The sequence below is a fragment of the Burkholderia torrens genome (assembly GCF_984668525.1).
On the sequence record NZ_OZ480213.1, the window covers coordinates 726,002 to 744,567 of the forward strand.

The 18,566-nt window shown below is 68.9% G+C and carries 15 protein-coding genes and 1 pseudogene; 8 read left to right on the forward strand and 8 right to left on the reverse strand.

All coding sequences use genetic code 11. The features are described 5' to 3' along the window. Window positions 1–70: 70 nt before the first annotated feature. The 5 genes and pseudogenes from AC5LXX_RS33585 to AC5LXX_RS33605 all read right to left on the reverse strand — a co-directional run bounded on the left by AC5LXX_RS33585 (window position 71) and on the right by AC5LXX_RS33605 (window position 3,486). Window positions 71–1,447 carry an HlyD family secretion protein gene (locus tag AC5LXX_RS33585; RefSeq protein WP_493413530.1) on the reverse strand — a complete coding sequence of 459 codons (1,377 nt, stop codon included), beginning with the start codon at window positions 1,445–1,447 and terminating at the stop codon, window positions 71–73. 122 nt (window positions 1,448–1,569) lie between these two features. Continuing rightward, window positions 1,570–2,055, reverse strand: a complete 486-nt coding sequence (locus AC5LXX_RS33590; protein ID WP_493413531.1) for a DUF1641 domain-containing protein — start codon at window positions 2,053–2,055, stop codon at window positions 1,570–1,572. A 116-nt stretch (window positions 2,056–2,171) separates the two neighbouring features. Then, window positions 2,172–2,354 (reverse strand): annotated as a pseudogene (locus tag AC5LXX_RS33595) (BON domain-containing protein); the annotation flags it as partial. A 154-nt stretch (window positions 2,355–2,508) separates the two neighbouring features. Next, complete coding sequence (locus AC5LXX_RS33600) at window positions 2,509–3,021, reverse strand: low affinity iron permease family protein (RefSeq protein WP_493413532.1); 513 nt, start codon at window positions 3,019–3,021, stop codon at window positions 2,509–2,511. Between the two features lie 144 nt (window positions 3,022–3,165). Further along, window positions 3,166–3,486 (reverse strand): DUF305 domain-containing protein, encoded by a 321-nt coding sequence (locus AC5LXX_RS33605; protein ID WP_493414330.1) that lies wholly within the window; start codon window positions 3,484–3,486, stop codon window positions 3,166–3,168. Here AC5LXX_RS33605 and AC5LXX_RS33610 point away from each other — a divergent pair. The 5 genes from AC5LXX_RS33610 (at window position 3,469) to AC5LXX_RS33630 (ending at window position 11,136) form a co-directional block, all read left to right on the forward strand. After that, window positions 3,469–5,322 (forward strand): thiamine pyrophosphate-requiring protein, encoded by a 1,854-nt coding sequence (locus AC5LXX_RS33610; protein ID WP_493413533.1) that lies wholly within the window; start codon window positions 3,469–3,471, stop codon window positions 5,320–5,322. The genes AC5LXX_RS33605 and AC5LXX_RS33610 overlap by 18 nt on opposite strands. A gap of 226 nt (window positions 5,323–5,548) precedes the next feature. Then, the gene (coxB, locus tag AC5LXX_RS33615; protein WP_493414331.1) at window positions 5,549–6,523 is read left to right on the forward strand and encodes a cytochrome c oxidase subunit II; all 975 of its coding nucleotides are present in this window, start codon (window positions 5,549–5,551) and stop codon (window positions 6,521–6,523) included. A 13-nt stretch (window positions 6,524–6,536) separates the two neighbouring features. Further along, window positions 6,537–9,176 carry a cytochrome c oxidase subunit I gene (gene ctaD, locus AC5LXX_RS33620; protein ID WP_493413534.1) on the forward strand — a complete coding sequence of 880 codons (2,640 nt, stop codon included), beginning with the start codon at window positions 6,537–6,539 and terminating at the stop codon, window positions 9,174–9,176. After that, a complete protein-coding gene (locus tag AC5LXX_RS33625) occupies window positions 9,173–9,574 on the forward strand; it encodes a cytochrome C oxidase subunit I (RefSeq protein WP_493413535.1) in 402 nt (133 codons plus the stop codon). The genes ctaD and AC5LXX_RS33625 overlap by 4 nt, the downstream gene beginning before the upstream one ends. Then, on the forward strand, window positions 9,565–11,136 hold the full coding sequence (locus tag AC5LXX_RS33630) for a c-type cytochrome (RefSeq protein WP_493413536.1): 1,572 nt from the start codon (window positions 9,565–9,567) through the stop codon (window positions 11,134–11,136). The genes AC5LXX_RS33625 and AC5LXX_RS33630 overlap by 10 nt, the downstream gene beginning before the upstream one ends. A gap of 88 nt (window positions 11,137–11,224) precedes the next feature. Here the strand turns inward: AC5LXX_RS33630 and AC5LXX_RS33635 are convergent, their stop codons facing one another. The 3 genes from AC5LXX_RS33635 to AC5LXX_RS33645 form a co-directional block, all read right to left on the reverse strand. After that, a complete protein-coding gene (locus AC5LXX_RS33635; protein WP_493413537.1) occupies window positions 11,225–11,590 on the reverse strand; it encodes an addiction module antidote protein in 366 nt (121 codons plus the stop codon). Window positions 11,591–11,592: 2 nt separating this feature from the next. After that, window positions 11,593–11,889: a type II toxin-antitoxin system RelE/ParE family toxin gene (locus tag AC5LXX_RS33640; RefSeq protein ID WP_185658178.1), complete on the reverse strand. Its 297-nt coding sequence runs from the start codon at window positions 11,887–11,889 to the stop codon at window positions 11,593–11,595. Window positions 11,890–12,041: 152 nt separating this feature from the next. Next, window positions 12,042–13,502, reverse strand: a complete 1,461-nt coding sequence (locus tag AC5LXX_RS33645; RefSeq protein WP_493413538.1) for an efflux transporter outer membrane subunit — start codon at window positions 13,500–13,502, stop codon at window positions 12,042–12,044. Window positions 13,503–13,579: 77 nt separating this feature from the next. On the opposite strand from AC5LXX_RS33645, the gene AC5LXX_RS33650 reads away from it, so the two are divergent. From AC5LXX_RS33650 to AC5LXX_RS33660, 3 genes are all read left to right on the forward strand, one after another. Beyond that, window positions 13,580–14,197: a TetR/AcrR family transcriptional regulator gene (locus tag AC5LXX_RS33650; protein ID WP_493413539.1), complete on the forward strand. Its 618-nt coding sequence runs from the start codon at window positions 13,580–13,582 to the stop codon at window positions 14,195–14,197. A gap of 82 nt (window positions 14,198–14,279) precedes the next feature. Next, window positions 14,280–15,404, forward strand: a complete 1,125-nt coding sequence (locus tag AC5LXX_RS33655) for an efflux RND transporter periplasmic adaptor subunit (RefSeq protein WP_493413540.1) — start codon at window positions 14,280–14,282, stop codon at window positions 15,402–15,404. After that, a complete protein-coding gene (locus tag AC5LXX_RS33660) occupies window positions 15,401–18,541 on the forward strand; it encodes an efflux RND transporter permease subunit (protein ID WP_493413541.1) in 3,141 nt (1,046 codons plus the stop codon). The genes AC5LXX_RS33655 and AC5LXX_RS33660 overlap by 4 nt, the downstream gene beginning before the upstream one ends. The last annotated feature ends 25 nt before the right edge of the window (window positions 18,542–18,566 follow it).

Consider the following 18,566-nt stretch of genomic DNA (forward strand, 5'->3'; position numbering starts at 1 on the left):
GGAAACGGCATGCGACTGTCAGCCATGGGATGATCGCTCCGGTCGAACCCGGCCGCGGTGCGGCGACCGGTCATTTCAGGTGCACGGTCGGCACGGCCGACAGGCCGAGACCGAGCGGCGGATGGTTCGGCAGCGGGCCGTCGAGCACGATCTTCACCGGCACGCGCTGCACGATCTTCACGAAGTTGCCGGTCGCGTTCTCGGTCGGAAACGCGGAGAAGCGCGCGCCGCTGCCAAGCTGGATGCTGTCGACATGGCCGTGGAGGTCGAGATCGGGATACGCGTCGACCGACACGTCGACGCGATCGCCGATGCGCATCCGTTCGAGTTGCGATTCCTTGAAGTTCGCGGTGATCCATACGCGCGGCGTGACGATCGAGAAGATCGACGTGCCCGGCTGCAGGAACGAGCCGGCCTGCACGTTGCGCCGCGTGACCCAGCCGTCGGACGGCGCGCGCATCTCGCAGTACGACAGGTTCAGGTCGGCCGTATCGAGCTGTGCTCGCGCCTGCAGCACCTGCTGGCGACGTTCCTCGACCGTCGTCTCGGCCTGCAGGATTTGCTGCGGCACGAGGCTCGCGGTGCGCGCCTGCGCCTGGGCCATCGCGACGTTCGCGTCGGCGCTCGCGCGCTGTGCGTCGGCCGCGTCGATCGCCTGTTGCGACGTCGCCCGCGCATCGACCGCGCGCTGCCGCTCTTGCGCGGCGAGCGCCTGCCGATACGCGGCTTCCGCCGATTCGATCTGGGCACGCGCTTGCCGATACTGGGCCGGATACTGCACGTGCGCGATATCGAGCTGCACGCGCGATGCGTCGAGCTGTGCCTGCGCGAGACCGAGTTGCGCACGCGCCGCATCGACCTGCGCGCGATAGTCGCGCGAATCGATCTCGACGAGCACGTCGCCACGCCGCACGTATGTGTTGTCGTCGACCGCCAGCCGCGTCACGTAGCCGGACACATGCGGCGCGACCGCGACCGCATTGCCGTCCGTGTAGGCATCGTCGGTACTTTCCTGGTTGCGCGTCGCGAGCCACCACACGAGCCCCGCGATCACTAGCACGAGCACTACCGCGCCGATGATGATCAACGGCTTCTTGCCCGGACGCCTGCGTTCGTCTTCGCCGTCGTTGCCGTCTCCGTCGCCGCCGGTGCGGCCGCCGCGATCGTCGTGCGGATGGCCGTCGCCTCCGCCACCGCCCGGCGCGTCGGTGTGGCGATCGTCGTGGCGGCCTCGTTCCGCGCCGCCGCCGTGGCCACTGTCGGCGCCGCCGTCGCCTGCACGGGCGACGACGGGCGGTTCGAGACCGTCGTCGCTTCGACCAGTCGGTGCATCGAATGGCTCGACGATTCGCGCGCGCCTGTCACGCGGACCGAACATCGGCGCGCGCGGCAGCACGCCGCCGGATCGCTCGGGAACGGATAACGGACACAGGATCGCATCGGACATGAAACGTCGCTCCAGGCGGCGGCCCGCGTGCGTGATTGCACGTGCCGGCCTCATCGCGCGTCATCCAGCAAACGGCGGGCCCGGACGCGACATCCGGAGTGCCCCGGTACGTCCGGGCATCGTCAGGTATCCGTCGCCCTCTCGCCGAGCGTGGTCACCGACGTGTCCGGGTCGCGTGCGAGGCCTTGCGCGAACACCTTCAGGCCTTCGAGCAACGGCGTCAGCGCGTCCCACAGCGCTTCGTCGTGCAGCAGCCGGTACGCGCCGCGCACGCCGGGCGCGACGTGCTCGTGCTGCGACGGCTGCCACGCGCCGACGTGATGCAGCGCATCGGCCGCCGCGAACACGGCCTTGCCGAACTGCTCGGGCGGAATGCGCGACAGCGCCATCAGCAGCACCGCCAGATTCTGCATCCCGCTCTGCATGCCCGGCTTGTCGAGCGTTTCGACGAACGTGTCGGCCAGCCGCGCGTTCGCGCTGACGACCTCGTTCGCGAAATGCAGGAAACCATGCCGGTGCAGGCTGCCCAGCAGGTGTTCGAGCGCGTCGTGCGCGCTGGGTGGCTCCGCGTGCGGAGGCGTCGTGTCGGGGGGCGGACTATCGGTCATTGGGTGGGCTCCGGATGAGGCGCCAGGCGGCCGGCGCTCCGGCTGCCCTGCATGCGCCGAACTCTCGTGTGGCGTCGTTCACCGCCCCGGCGACCTGCACCGCGGTCAGTGCGGATGCCCGCCGGGCGGCCCTTGTACTCGCGGCGTGCGCCCATCGCGTCCTCGACCGTGTTCACGCCAGCCAGCACGGCCGCGCCGTCGACGATCGCCTGCCGTTCGGCTTCGTCGATCTGCCCGGTCAGGCACACGCGCCCGTGCTCGACGCTCACGTCGACATCGCGCGGATGACCCGTGCCCCGAACGATCATGCCGTCGGCAAACGGTGCGTCACCGCGCGTTCAGCGCACGGACGGCCTTCACTCTGCGACGCCGGGACAGAAATGACAAGCGGTTGAAATATCGTCCGAGGTTCCGGCGGCGGACTCCGCCGACGTTCGCCTGTTCGCCCGTTCGTCACGATTCGGGCGGATGACCGGCCTGCTCGCGATCGCGGCCGGCGTCCGGTTCGTCCTCCCCGGCGGCCACCCGCTTCGCCATGTCGAGATAAGTCTGGGCCATCGCGCGCAACTCTTCTTCCGATGCGTCCTCGATCCCGATCAGCCGGTCGCTCGCCGCGTGCGTGACAGCCACGAGTTCGTCGAGCTTCAGGTGCAGCGCGACGCTGTCGCGATTCTGGTTGCGCTGCAGCAGGAACACCATCAGGAACGTGATGATCGTCGTTCCAGTATTGATGACGAGTTGCCAGGCGTCCGAATAGCGGAAGATCGGCCCGGTAGCGAGCCACAGCACCGTGACGGCGACCGCGCTGCCGAACGCGACCGGCGAACCGGCCCAGACGGTTACGCGCGACGCGAAACGTTCGAACGCGCGCGTGACGGGGTGTCGTACCGTCACTGCTCGCGGGTCGGCGGTGGTACGGGCCTCGTTGCCTGCCCCGGCGCGGGGTGGATCGTTCGAATCACGCATGGCGCCTCCCGGATGCGAATGTGGATGTCGGCGCACGCGCGGACCCGTCATGCGCGAGGGCACGGGGTTCGGTCCCGTATGCGGGCGCCGTCCACGAGCCAGCAGTTTGCGTGCCCGGTCGCGGGACCGGCCGTGCGCTGCGGCTCACGGCGTCTTGCCGTGCTCCTCCTGCCAGCGCTCCAGCAACGCGATCTCGTCGCGCTGCGCGGCGACGATCCGGCTGGCGAGTGACGGCAGCGCAGGATCCTTGCCGTACTTCAGCGCGACCTGCGCCATGTCGATCGCGCCCTGGCGATGCGGCGCCATGTGCGCAACGAAATCGCGATCGGCGTCGTCCGCGTATGGCGCGCGCTCCATCGCCTCCATCATCTTGCCGGCCGTGCCCGGCGCGGCACATGCGTTGCGCGACAGCCGGCATCGGCTCATGGCGAACCAAGGAGAAACGGCATGGCGACAGTGGCGGATTTCATCGTCGAGCGGCTGTACGACTGGGGTGTGCGTCGCATCTACGGCTACCCGGGCGACGGTATCAACGGGTTTTTCGGCGCGCTGGGTCGCGCGGAACGCAAAATCGAATTCATCCAGGCCCGCCACGAAGAGATGGCGGCCTTCATGGCATCCGCGCATGCAAAATTTACAGGCGAGCTCGGCGTCTGCGTCGCGACGTCGGGCCCCGGCGCCTCGCACCTCGTCACCGGTCTGTACGACGCGCGGCTCGACCACATGCCGGTGCTCGCGATCGTCGGCCAGCAGGCGCGTGCGGCGCTTGGCGGCCACTACCAGCAGGAAGTCGATCTTCCCGCGCTGTTCAAGGACGTTGCGGGCGCATTCGTCCAGCTCGCGACGGTGCCCGGCCAGGTGCGCCACCTGGTCGACCGCGCGGTGCGCACCGCGCTTGGCGCCCGCACGGTCACCGCGCTCGTGCTGCCGAACGACCTGCAGGAACTCGACTATGCGCCGCCGAAACGCGCGCACGGCACCGTGCATTCGGGCATCGGCTATGCCGCGCCGAAGGTCGTCCCGTATCCCGACGACCTGCAGCGCGCGGCCGACGTGCTGAATGCCGGCAAGAAGGTCGCGCTGCTGGTCGGCGCGGGTGCGCTGCGCGCGACCGACGAGGTGATCGCGGTCGCCGACCGGCTCGGCGCGGGCGCCGCGAAGGCACTGCTCGGCAAGACCGCGCTGCCCGACGACCTGCCCTGGGTCACGGGCTCGATCGGCCTGCTCGGCACGAAGCCGAGCCATGAACTGATGACCGGATGCGACACGCTGCTGGTCGTCGGCTCGGGCTTCCCCTATTCGGAATTCCTGCCGAAGGAAGGCCAGGCACGCGGGGTGCAGATCGACCTGAAGGCCGACATGCTGAGCCTGCGCTATCCGATGGAGGTCAACCTCGTCGGCGACAGCGCCGAGACGCTGCGCGCGCTGCTGCCGCTGCTGAAGCCGCGCAACGACACCGGCTGGCGCGAGACGATCGCGCGATGGAATGCGGACTGGCGCGAGACGCTCGCCGCGCGTGCGGCCGCGAAGGCCACCGCCGGGCGCGGCGTGAATCCGCAGCGCGCGTTTACCGAACTGTCGCCGCGGCTGCCGGACGACGTGATCCTGACGAGCGATTCGGGCTCCTGTGCAAACTGGTATGCGCGCGACCTGATGATCCGGCGCGGGATGATGGGCTCGCTGTCCGGCGGGCTCGCGTCGATGGGGGCCGCGGTGCCCTACGCGATCGCCGCGAAGTTCGCGCATCCGGTGCGTCCCGTCATCGCGATGGTCGGCGACGGCGCGATGCAGATGAACAACATGGCCGAACTGATCACGGTCGCGAAATATTGGCGGCAGTGGCGCGATCCGCGCTGGATCTGCATGGTGCTGAACAACGAGGACCTGAACCAGGTCACGTGGGAGCAGCGCGTGATGGAAGGCGACCCGAAATTCGACGCATCGCAGCAGATTCCGAACGTGCCGTACTACCGTTTCGCGACGCTGCTCGACCTGAAGGGCATCTACGTCGACGACCCGGAACAGCTCGGCGCCGCATGGGACGAGGCACTCGCCGCCGACCGGCCGGTCGTGCTCGAGGTGAAGAGCGACCCCGAGGTGCCGCCGCTGCCGCCACACGTGACGCTGCAGCAGGCAAAGCATTTCGCCGAAACGCTGGTGAAAGGCGATCCGCGCGAAACCAGCGTGATCGTCGAGACCGCGCGACAGGTGCTGTCGGCCGTGCTGCCGGGCAACGGCGAACACGGCGGCAAGGGCGGCAAGGGCGGCAAGGGCGGCAAGGGCGGCAAGCACGAGTCGTAGCCGATAAACGGCAGCCCGATTTACAAGCCGGCTGTAACACGCCGGCCGTAGCGCGCGCAACGCGGCCGTCACACAGGTCCGCGCCGCACGCGCACGAGAATTGCTCCGCCGCAAACGGCTGTCGTCATGCCGCCGAATCCTGCAAGGAGTCGCATTGCCTGCTCCGCTGCCCTTGAAAACACGTCGTATCGCGTGCCTCGTGCCGGTTGCGTGCGTCGTCGTGCCGATGGTCGCGCGCGCCGCCACCGGGCCCGCGAATCCCACCGCGCCGTTGCCGCTCGCGTACGTCGTGCACGCAGCCGGCCCCGCCGCGCAGCCGGTCTTCGTGCTCGGCTGGGCGCTGCTCGCGCTGTGCGTGTTCGTCTGCGTCGCGATCGCCGTGCTGCTGCTGATCGCGATGTTCCGCCGGCGCGCGCAGGCAGGCGGCAGCCACGGCAGCGGAATGACGATCGTGACCGTCGGCAGTGCGGTCTCGATCGTGCTGCTGTTCGGCGCGCTCGTGTCCATGCTGCGCGTGCTCGGTGCGGTCGCGACGCCGCCGCATCCGCCCGCGCTGACGGTCGTCGTCACCGCGCACGACTGGTGGTGGGCCGCGCGCTATCCGGACGACGCGGGCGGCAGCGCATTCGTCACCGCGAACGAGCTGCACATCCCGGTGGGCGAGCCCGTCGCGATCGAACTGAAAAGCGCCGACGTGATCCACGCGTTCTGGGTGCCGCAGCTCGCCGGCAAGACACAGACGATTCCCGGCCAAACGAATCGCCAATGGCTGCAGGCCGACCGGCCGGGCATCTATCGCGGACAGTGCTCACAATACTGCGGCGCGCAGCACGCGCACATGGCGCTCGAGGTCGTGGCCGAGCCGCCCGCCGCGTTTCGTGCGTGGCTCGCCACGCAGCGCCAGCCGGCACCCGCGCCCGGCACCGACGCGCAACGGCATGGCCGGCGCGTGTTCGCCGCGCGCTGCGCGGGCTGCCACACCGTGCGCGGCACCGACGCGACGGGCGACGCCGGCCCCGATCTCACGCACGTCGGCTCGCGCCGGCTGCTCGCGGCCGGCACGCTCGACAACACCCCCGACGACCTGCGCCGCTGGATCGCGCATGCGCGGCAGGTCAAGCCGCAGTCGCTGATGCCGTCGATCGCGCTCGCGCCGCGCGACGCCGACGATCTCGCCGCGTATCTCGCGACGCTGCACTGAACGGAGGATGCCGATGGACGTTGCCCGCGAGACGCCCGCCGCCCCCAGCCGCGTGCCGGATCTCGGCGAGGCGCCACCGGGCTCGGTGCACGAGCGCGCGCTGGCGGAACTGTGGGAGTCGGTACCCGGCTGGCGCGGCTGGCTCGGCACCGTCGACCACAAGCGCATCGGGCTGCGCTACATCGTCACCGCGTTCGCGTTCCTGCTGCTCGGCGGCGTCGAGGCGCTCGTGATGCGCATCCAGCTCGCGCGGCCCAACGCGACGCTGCTCACGCCCGCGCAATACGATGCGCTGTTCACGATGCACGGCGTCACGATGATCTTCCTGTATGCGCTACCGGTGCTGTCCGGCTTCGCGAACTACCTGTGGCCGCTGATGCTCGGCTCGCGCGACATGGCGTTTCCGCGGCTCAACGCGTTCTCGTACTGGTCGTTCCTGTTCGCCGGGCTGTTCCTGTACGCGAGCTTTCCGCTCGGCGCCGTGCCGGACGGCGGCTGGTTCAACTACGTGCCGCTCACGTCGCTCGACTACAGCGCCGGCGCGAACATCGACATCTATGCGCTCGGGATGATCCTGCTCGGCATCTCGACGACGGGCGGCGCCGCGAACTTCGTCGTCACGCTGCTGCGGATGCGCGCGCACGGGATGTCGATCGACCGGCTGCCGATCATCGTCTGGGGCACGCTGACCGCGTCGGTCGCGAACCTCGTCGCCGTGCCGTCGGTGAGCCTCGCGTTCCTGCTGCTGTGGCTCGACCGCAACGCGGGCACGCACTTCTTCGACGTCGCGCAAGGCGGCCGGCCGCTCCTGTGGCAACACCTGTTCTGGATGTTCGCGCATCCGTGGGTGTACGTCGTCGTGCTGCCCGCGATGGGGATCGTGTCGGACGCACTGCCGACCTTCTGCCGGCGGCCGCTCGTCGCGTACGAGGCCGTCGCGGTATCGACGGTCGCGACGATGCTGATCGGCTTCGAAGTGTGGGTCCATCACATGTTCGCGACCGGTATCGCGCCGCTCGCGCTCGCGTTCTTCGGCGCCGCGAGCATGCTGATCTCGATCCCGAGCGCGGTCGCGGTGTTCGCGTGGATCGCGACGATCTGGACGGGCCGCCCGGTGTTCCGCACGCCGTTCCTGTATTTCGCGGGCTTCGTGCTGATGTTCGTGATCGGCGGCGTGTCGGGCGTGATGACGGCCGCGGTGCCGCTCGACTGGCAACTCACCGACACGTACTTCGTCGTCGCACACCTGCATTACGTGCTGCTCGGCATCAACGTGTTCCCGGTGCTCGGCGGCGTCGCGTACTGGTTCCCGAAATTCACCGGGCGGATGATGAACGAGCGGTTCGGCCGCTGGACGTTCTGGGTCGTCCTGGTCGGCTTCAACCTCGGCTTCTTCCCGATGCACCTCTCGGGGCTGCTCGGGATGCCGCGCCGCATCTACACCTATCCGTCCGGGATGGGCTGGGACACGTCGAACCTGCTGACGACGATCGGCTCGTTCGTGTTCGGGATCGGCATCGTGATGTTCGTCGTCAACGCGCTGGTGAGCGCACGGCGCGGCGCACGCGCCGGCGACAACCCGTGGGGCGCGCCCGGCCTCGAATGGTCGGTCGCGTCGCCGACGCCCGTGTACAACTTCGCAGTGCTGCCGCTCGTCGCGTCGCGGCACCCGCTGTGGGAAACGCGCGACGATCCGACGCGCACCAGCATGCGCGTCGGCTACCGGCTCGCGGATGGGCGCGAGGCGCTCGCGGTCACGCCGCTTGCCGCGACGCCTGACGCGATCCTGAAGATGCCCGACGACAGCTGCGTGCCGTTCGTGCTCGCGCTACTGGCGACCGGCGTGTTCGCGGCGATGCTCGTGCGCTCGCCCGCACTCGTCTGTGCGGCGGTTGCCGGTTGCACGATCGCGACCGGCGCGTGGCTGTGGCCGCGCCGCACGCTCGGACAACGCACGCGCCTGTCGGCCCGCGCCGACACGCAGGCGCCCGCCGCCTCGGCCGGGCTTCATCCGGACGAACCGCCGTCGGCGACGGTGCCGACCGGCGCGCCGGCTGCCTGCATCGACCCGCTGCCCGTCGGCAGTTGCGGCGAGCGCGCGGGCGGCTGGTGGGGCGTACTGACGCTGATCGTGACCGAGGCCGGGCTGTTCGGCTACCTGCTGTTCTGCTACTTCTACCTGCAGTCGCAATCTTCCGCGCCGTGGCCGCCCGAAGGGATGCCGAAGATCGGGCTCGCGACCGGCAACACGGTCGTGTTGCTGTCGAGCAGCGGATTCGTGTGGCTCGCGGAGCGTGCGGTGCGGGCCGGGCGGCGGGCGCGCTCGGTCGCGATGCTCGCCGTCGCGCTGGTGCTCGGCGCCGCGTTCGCGCTCGTCCAGCTGCACGAATGGCGCGAGCATCCGTACGGCCCGACCGCGCACCTGTACGGCAGCCTCTATTTCACGATCACCGGGTTCCACCTTGCACACGTGGTGGCAGGCCTCGTCATCCTCGCACTGCTCGCCGGCTGGACGGCCGCCGGCTTCTTCGATCGCGAGCGACGTGTCGCGCTGACGGTCGGCGGGCTCTACTGGCACTTCGTCGACATCGCGTGGCTGTTCATCTTCACCGCGCTGTACGTATCGCCGTTCTGGCTGAGGAGCGTGGGATGAACGACGCCCGACGCGCATGGACACCGCTGCTCGCGATCGCCGCCGGCCTCGTCGGCGCGCCCGCGCTGTGGTTCGCGCAGATGCTGGCGTCGGAGACGCTTGCGTCCACCGCGTGTTATCCGCTCGGTGTCGCGCAAGCCGTGCCGCGCTGGGCGCATGTCGGCGTGTGGCTCGCGCTGATCGCCGCGGGCGCATTCGCGCTGGCCGCGGCCTGCGCGACGTGGCTCGCACGCGCGTGGCGGCGCCGGCACGATGCCAAGGCGTCCGTCGCGACGCGCGACGACAGTACGCGCTTTCTCGCGCGCTGCGGAATGCTTGCCGCGCTCGGTTTCGTGATCGGTCTCGTGTTTACGGGGATCGTCGCCGCTTTCGTGGGGCCTTGCAGCCCATGGCGCTGATCTCGTTCCCGTTCCGGGTTCCGGGCCGCCGCGCGGGTGTCTTGCTCGCGATATGCGTCGCGCTCGGCGGATGCGACAGGCAGCGCGACGACAATGCGGCTTCGGCCGGCGAGACAGCCGGCGCCGCATCGGCGGCGGAAGCGCCCGAACCCGCGTCGGGCTGGAGGTTCGTACGGATTGGCGCGTCGGCGGCCGATGCCGGCGCGTCGATGTCCGCTCGCGCGAGAGACGATCCGCGTCTTTCCAGGTCGAGGGAGGCGGCGCCGGGTTCGGCAGCGTCCGGGGCGTCCGCCCCGCCGCCCGACGCCGCTTCCGCTTCGATCGCCCGCCGCCCGGTGATCGCCGCGGCTGCCGCGAGCGCCGACGCCGCGACGATCGCGCGCGGCCGCTACCTCGCGCTCGCCGGCGATTGCGCCGCGTGCCACGACGCAGCCGACCACACGCCGTACGCGGGCGGCCAGCCGGTGAATTCGCCGTTCGGGCCGATCTACGCGCCGAACATCACGCCGGATCCGGCGCACGGCATAGGCAACTACACGCTACGGCAATTCGACGATGCCATGCGGCGCGGCGTGCGTGCGGACGGCCGCCGGCTGTATCCGGCAATGCCGTATCCGTCGTTCGCGCACCTGACCGACGACGACGTGCGCGCGCTGTATGCGTATTTCATGCGCGGCGTCGCGCCGTCCGCGAATGCGGCCAAACTCACGCAACTGCCGTTTCCGTTCAACCAGCGCTGGGCGCTCGGCCTCTGGAGCCTCGCGTTCGCGAACCGCAGCCGATTCACGCCGCAGCCGTCGCAATCGGCGCAATGGAATCGCGGCGCGTATCTCGTGCAGGGGCTCGGCCATTGCGGCGCATGCCATACACCGCGCGGGCCGGCCTACAACGAACGGGGCTACGACGAGCGCAGTCCTGCATTCCTCACCGGCGGCATCAACGACCACTGGTTCGCGCCGAACCTGACCGGCGCGGACACGGACGGCCTCGGCCGCTGGTCGGCTGACGACATCGCCGCGTTCCTGCGCAGCGGTCACGCGCAACGCGGCGCCGTATTCGGTGCGATGGCACCGGTCGTCGGCGAAAGCACCGCGTTGCTGACGGACGCCGACCGCCAGGCGATCGCCGTGTACCTGAAGTCGTTGCCCGCGCAACCGACTGCCGCGACGAATCCGCTGGGCGTCGGCGTGCCGCGGCTGACGGCCGCCGGGCCGCGTCCGGAAGGCGGTCAGCAGGCGCCGGGGGGCGGTGTGTATGTGGCGTTCTGTGCGCGTTGCCATGGTGCGGACGGCATGGGGGTGCGCGATCGGGGGCCGGCGCTTGCCGGGAATCCGGCCGTGCTCGCGGCGGATCCGACGAGTGCGATCCGCATCGTCGTCGAAGGCGCGCGGCCGGCGCCGGGCCAAACCGGGCCCGTGCGCCGGATGCCGGCAATGCGCGGCGCGCTGACGAGCAGCGAGATCGCGGCGGTGGTCAGCTACGTGCGCGGTGCGTGGGGGAATCGGGCGGCGCCGGTGTCGGAACGGGAGGTGAGGCGGTTGCGAGGGGCGATACATCGGTAGCGGCATGCCACGCGCAGGGCTCCCCCGTTCGATGCCGACCGGATCAATACGGGTGAGCCGACGCGAAGTTTGCAGCCCCTTGATGACATCATCCGTGGGCCGCCGCGCGCGTGTGCGAGCGCGCGCGAGAGGTCGGTTCAGGCGCGGGCGCGGCTTCGGCGGTCTGCGTGGTCGGCGCAACGGTCAGATGCAATCCCAACGCGGCGACAACCTTCATGATCGTTGCAAACTCCGCGTTCCCACCCTCCGACAACGCACGGTAGAGCGCTTCACGCTTCACACCGGACTCCCGCGCCAGCGCCGTCATGCCACGCGCCTTCGCGACGTTCCCGAGCGCGGCCTGGATCAGTCGAGGATCCCCGTCTTCGAACGCCTGCGCCAGATAGTGACGAATCGCTTCCTCATCCTTCAGGTACTTCGAGCCATCGAATTCGGCCAGTTCGCTGATTTTCATATTCAATCCTCCAGTTCGGCGGCGATTTGCTTCGCCGTCTTGATGTCCTTCTTCTGCGTCGACTTGTCCCCGCCACACAACACCACGACGATGATCTTTCCGCGCCGCACGAAGTAGGCCCGGTACCCCGGCCCCACATCGATCTTCATTTCATTGACGCCATCGCCGATCGTACGCCACTGGCCAAGGTTGCCGAGCTTTGCCCGCTCGAGGCGCAGGCTGATCGCGGCGCTGCCGACCGGGTCGCGAAGGCCGTCAAGCCATTTGTCGAATTGGGGGGTGGTCAGGACTTTGAACATGAATCGATTGTAACCCATGAGGGACAATTCGACTACTGCTCCGCGTTGCTCATCAGATCCGCAGGCACCGTGGCCGCGCACTGGGCACGGCGCCGGGCATCGCAATCATTCGACGCTTGTCCGGCCCGACCGATCAGGTTCCGAAGCTACCGCTACCGGCCCGCAACAGCCTGCGCTTCCGGCGCCTGCCACCCACCGCCGAGCGCCTTGAACGCGGCGACCGCCGCGCGCGCCGATTCGGTTCGTGCCTGCACGCGCTCGTCCGATGCGCGCAGCAGGCTTTCGTCGGCCTGCAACACTTCGATCAGGCTCACGACGCCTTTCTGGTACGCCGCAAACGATGCCGCCCTCGCGCGGCCAAGCGAATTGACGCCGTCGGCCAGAACGGCCGCCTGCTCGTCACGCTTGACGAGCGCCGAGAACGCGTTCTCGACGTCCTCGGTCGCATGCAATGCCGCGAGCCGATACGCGGCCAGCATTTCGGCATCCTGTCCTTTCGCCTGCGCGATCTGCGCATTGATCCTGCCGAAGTCGAACAGACGCCAGCGCAGGCCGAGCACACCCGCCGCCTGGTTCGCGCCGCCGGCAAACAGATTGCCCGCGCCCATCGTGGTCGCGCTGCCGATCAGTCCGCTCAGCGAGAACTTCGGGTAATACTCGGCAATGGCCACGCCGATGCGGGCGTTCGATGCCGCGACACGCCGCTCGGCGACGATCAGGTCGGGCCGGCGCCGGAGCAGTTCGCCGGGCGTGCCCGTCACCGCGATCCGCGGCGCGACCGGAACGTCGCCGCCGGCGAGCAATGCCGCGCGATGCGTGCCGGGCTGCGCACCGAGCATCACGTCGAGCGCATTCATCGCCGCGTCCAGCGCCGCTTCGAGCACCGGCACCGTGGCGCGAACCTGCGCGAGCGCGCCTTCGGCCTGCCTGACCTGCAGTTCCGCCGCGAGGCCCTTTCCATAGAGCAGGTTGATGGTCGACAGCAGGTCCTGCTCGGTCTGCACCTGATGCCGCGCGACTTCGAGCCGGCCCTGCAGCCCGCGAATCGTGATGTAGATGTCGGCGGTTTGCGCGGCGACCGCGAGCCGCGTCGCGACCGCCGCCGCTTCGGAAGCCTGATAATCGGCGAGCGCCGCTTCGCGGCCGCGGCGCAATCCGCCGAATACGTCCAGTTCCCAGCTCGCGTTGAAATCGGCCTCATAGTCGTTACCGTGACGGTCGAAACCGGGCGTCGCATTCAACACGCGCCCTAACGGGGTCTCGACCGACTGGTAGACGCTCGCCGCCTGGCCGCTCACGTTACCCGACGGCAGCAGAGCGGCATTCGCCGCACCGAGCCCCGCGCGCGCTTGCTCGACGCGCGCCGCGGCCTGGGCCAGATCGAGGTTCTGCGCGAGCGCGAGCGAGACGAATCGCGTCAGTTCCGGATCGCCGAAGCCCGCCCACCACGTCGCGAGGTCGACGTCGGCAGCCGCGTGGCGCTGCTCCACGGCGCCCTGCCCCTGGAACCGCTCCGGCATCGCCACGTCCGGCCGCACATAGTCGGGACCGACGGCGCACCCCGCCGACAAGATGGCGGCCAGCGCCGCGGCAACGATGGGTTTGGGTAGCATGTGGGCATTAGCAAGAATCCGGTTGTGACTATAATACCAAATAGTCACTCGTTGTCCATTCCTGTCTGTTGCAGCCCATGAAAAAAATCGACCCTTCCCCGGCGCCCGCGCGCGGCCCGGCCGACCACGACGTCCGCGACCAGATCGTGGCCGCCGCCACCGAGCACTTCAGCCGGTACGGCTATGAAAAGACGACCGTGTCGGACCTCGCGAAGGCGATCGGCTTCTCGAAGGCCTATATCTACAAGTTCTTCGAGTCGAAACAGGCGATCGGGGAAATGATCTGCGCGAACTGCCTGCACGAGATCGAAACGGCCGTTCGCACGGCTGTCGCCGAGGCGGAGCTGCCGACCGAAAAGCTGCGCCGGATGTTCAAGGTCTTTACCGAAGCGAGCCTTCGGCTGTTCTTCCGCGACCGCAAGCTGTACGACATCGCCGCGTCGGCCGCCACCGGAAACTGGCAGTCGGTGCAAGCCTACGAGGCACGCGTGCAGAAGCTGCTGCAGGACGTGCTGCAGGAAGGCCGGCAAAACGGCGAGTTCGAACGCAAGACGCCGCTGGACGAAACCGCGACGGCGATCTATCTGGTGATGCGCCCGTACCTGAATCCGTTGCTGCTGCAATACAACCTCGACACCACCGACGCCGCGCCCGCTCAACTGTCCAGCCTCGTTCTCCGCAGCCTCGCGCCTTGATGCGTCACCACATGTGACCATTGACTATATTAGTCACTAGATACACAATGAAAGCCCCGATCACTTCGTCACTGGGTCTTTCATGGTTCGGCGTCGCCTCGCTCTCTTCGCAGTCGCTTCCGCACTGCCCCTCGCGCTAGCCGCCTGCAGCGGAAAAGCGCCTTCCGATCCGCGCACGGAGGCGCCGCTCGTGCGCACCGCCATCGTGCAGGCGGCCGTTCCCGCGTCCCGCGCGTTTACCGGAATCGTCGCCGCACGCGTGCAGAGCGATCTCGGGTTCCGGGTGCCCGGCAAGGTGCTGGAGCGGCTCGTCGATACCGGGCAAACCGTCCGGCGCGGCCAGCCGCTGATGCGGATCGATCCCGTCGACCTGAAGCTGGCGGCGCGCGCACGCGACGAAGCGGTGGCCGCCGCACGGGCACGCGCGCGGCAGACCGCCGAGGACGAAGCGCGCTACCGCGACCTGCGCGGCACCGGCGCGATATCGGCATCGGCCTATGACCAGGTCAAGGCCGCAGCCGATGCGGCGAAGGCGCAGCTGAGCGCCGCCGAGGCCGACGCCGACGTCGCGCGCAATGCGACCGGCTATGCGGACCTCGTCGCGGACGGCGACGGCGTCGTGATGGAAACGCTCGCGGAACCCGGCCAGGTCGTCAGCGCCGGCCAGCCGGTGGTGCGACTCGCACACGCGGGCAGCCGCGAGGCCGTGATCCAGTTGCCCGAAACCCTGCGCCCGGCGGTCGGGTCGGTCGCGCAGGCCGGACTGTTCGGCAAGCCGGACGTCAGCGTCCCCGCGACGCTGCGCCAGCTTTCCGATACCGCCGATCCGGGAACACGCACTTTCGAAGCGCGCTACGTGCTGCAGGACACGCTGGCGAACGCACCGCTGGGCGCGACCGTCACGATCCGCCTGCCGGACGACGCGCGCGCCGCGTCGCAAGGCGGCCTGCAGGTGCCGATCGGCGCGCTGCTGGACGCGGGCAAAGGGCCCGGCGTGTGGGTCGTCGCCGGCGAACCGGCCAAGGTGGCGTGGCGGCCGGTCAAGGTCGAGCATCTGGACGACGACAGCGCGCGTGTGTCCGGCGACGGCGCACTCAAGCCAGGCGAACGCGTCGTCGCGCTCGGCGCACAGCTGCTGCGCGAAGGCGAGCCGGTCCGCGTGTCCGCGCCGGCCATCACGGTCGCGGACGAAGGAGCACGGCCGTGAGCGAACGCCGATTCAACCTGTCGGCGCTCGCCGTGCGCGAGCGCGCGATCACGCTGTTCCTGATCTGCCTGATTTCGCTCGCGGGGCTCGTGTCGTTCTTCAAGCTCGGCCGCGCGGAAGACCCGGCATTCACGATCAAGGTGATGACCATCGTCACCGCGTGGCCGGGCGCCACCGCGCAGGAAATGCACGATCAGGTCGCCGAAAAGATCGAAAAGCGCATGCAGGAGTTGCGCTGGTACGACCGTACCGAAACCTACACGCGCCCCGGCCTGGCGATCACGACGCTGACGCTGCTCGACAGCACGCCGCCGTCGGAGGTCCAGGAGCAGTTCTACCAGGCGCGCAAGAAGATCGGTGACGCGGCGAACGATCTGCCGGCCGGCGTGATCGGCCCGATGGTCAACGACGAATACGCGGACGTCACCTTCGGGCTGTTCGCGCTGAAGGCCAGGGGCGAACCGCAGCGCCTGCTGGTGCGCGACGCCGAAACGCTGCGCCAGCGGCTGCTGCACGTGCCCGGCGTGAAGAAGGTCGATATCATCGGCGAGCAGCCCGAGCGCATCTACGTCCAGCTGTCGCACGAACGGCTCGCGACGCTCGGCGTGAGCCCGCAGGAAGTGTTCGCCGCGCTCAACGGCCAGAACGCGCTGACGGCGGCCGGCTCCGTCGAGACGCGCGGGCCGGAGATATTCATTCGCGTGGACGGCGCATTCGACAAGCTGCAGAAGATTCGCGACACGCCGATCGTCTCACGGGGCCGCACGCTGAAACTGTCGGACATCGCCACCGTCGAGCGCGGTTACGAAGATCCGTCGACGTTCTTGATCCGCAACAACGGCGAACCCGCACTGCTGCTCGGCATCGTGATGCGCGACGGCTGGAACGGGCTCGACCTCGGCCGCGCGCTGGACCATGAAGTCGGCGCGATCAATGCGGGGCTGCCGCTCGGCATGAGCCTGACCAAGGTCACCGATCAATCCGTGAACATCAGTTCGGCCGTCGACGAGTTCATGGTCAAGTTCTTCGCCGCACTGCTCGTCGTCATGCTGGTGAGCTTCGTCAGCATGGGCTGGCGCGTGGGGCTCGTGGTTGCCGCGGCCGTGCCGCTGACGCTGGCCGTGGTGTTCGTCGTGATGGCCGCCACCGGCAAGAACTTCGACCGCATCACGCTCGGCTCGCTGATCCTCGCGCTCGGCCTGCTGGTCGACGACGCGATCATCGCGATCGAAATGATGGTCGTGAAGATGGAGGAAGGTTACGGCCGCGTGGCCGCGTCGGCCTACGCGTGGAGCCATACGGCCGCGCCGATGCTGGCCGGCACGCTGGTGACCGCGGTCGGCTTCATGCCGAACGGCTTCGCGCGCTCCACCGCCGGCGAATACACGAGCAACATGTTCTGGATCGTCGGGATCGCGTTGATTGCGTCGTGGGTCGTGGCGGTGGTGTTCACGCCGTACCTCGGCGTGAAGATGCTGCCCGAGTTCAAGAAGATCGAAGGCGGTCACGATGCGATCTACGACACGCCGCGCTACAACCGTTTCCGCCAGATGCTGACGCGCGTGATCGCGCGCAAATGGCTGGTTGCGGGGTCCGTCGTCGGCCTGTTCGTCCTCGCCATTCTCGGGATGGCGGTCGTCAAGAAGCAGTTCTTCCCGATCTCCGATCGCCCCGAGGTCCTCGTCGAGGTACAGATGCCGTACGGCACGTCGATTTCGCAAACGAGCGCCGCCGCGTCGAAGGTCGAAGCATGGCTCGCGAAGCAGAAGGAAGCGCGGATCGTCACCGCGTACGTCGGCCAGGGCGCGCCGCGCTTCTACCTGGCGATGGGCCCGGAGCTGCCCGATCCGTCGTTCGCGAAGATCGTGGTGCGTACCGACAGCCAGGACGAACGCGACGCGTTGAAGGCGCGCCTGCGCCGCGCCGTCGCCGACGGCCTCGCGCCCGAAGCGCGCGTGCGCGTCACGCAACTCGTGTTCGGCCCGTATTCGCCGTTCCCGGTCGCGTACCGGATCACCGGCCCCGATCCCGACACGCTGCGCGGTATCGCATCCGACGTCGGGCACGTGATGAACGGCAGCCCGATGATGCGTACCGTCAATGCCGACTGGGGCACGCGCGCGCCGACGCTGCACTTCACGTTGCAGCAAGATCGCTTGCAGGCGGTCGGGCTGACGTCCAGCGCGGTCGCGCAGCAGTTGCAGTTCCTGCTGACCGGCGTGCCCGTCACCGCGGTGCGCGAGGACATCCGGACCGTGCAGGTGATCGCGCGTTCGGGCGGCGATGCGCGGCTCGACCCGGCGCGGCTCGACGACTTCACGCTCGCCGGCGCGAACGGGCAGCGCATTCCGCTGTCGCAGGTCGGCAAGGTCGACGTGCGGATGGAGGAGCCGATCATGCGCTGGCGCGATCGCGTGCCGACGATCACGGTGCGCGGCGACATCGCCGACGGCTTGCAGCCGCCGGACGTATCGGCCGCGATCACGAAGCAGCTGCAGCCGATCGTCGCGCGGTTGCCGAGCGGCTACCGAATCGAGGAAGCGGGCTCCATCGAGGAATCCGGCAAGGCGACGACGGCGATGCTGCCGCTGTTCCCGATCATGCTGGCGATCACGCTCGTCATCATCATCTTCCAGGTGCGCTCGATCTCGGCGATGGTGATGGTGTTCCTGACGAGCCCGCTCGGGCTGATCGGCGTGGTGCCCACGCTGATCCTGTTCCGGCAGCCGTTCGGCATCAACGCGCTGGTCGGCCTGATTGCACTGTCGGGGATCCTGATGCGCAATACGCTGATCCTGATCGGACAGATCCATCAGAACGAACAGGCGGGACTGGATCCGTTCCATGCGGTCGTCGAAGCGACCGTGCAGCGGGCGCGCCCGGTGATCCTGACCGCCATGGCCGCCGTGCTCGCGTTCATTCCGCTCACGCATTCGGTGTTCTGGGGCACACTCGCGTACACGCTGATCGGCGGCACGTTCGCCGGGACCGTCCTCACGCTGGTGTTCCTGCCGGCGATGTACGCGATCTGGTACAGGATCCGGCCGGGCCATTCCGCCGGTGCGCGGCACGGCCGGCATGAACCGGGATTGCCTGCCGAACCTGCACTTCAGACCGCGCTGGATGCGCGTAATTGACACCCTATTCATCGCATCGAAGGAA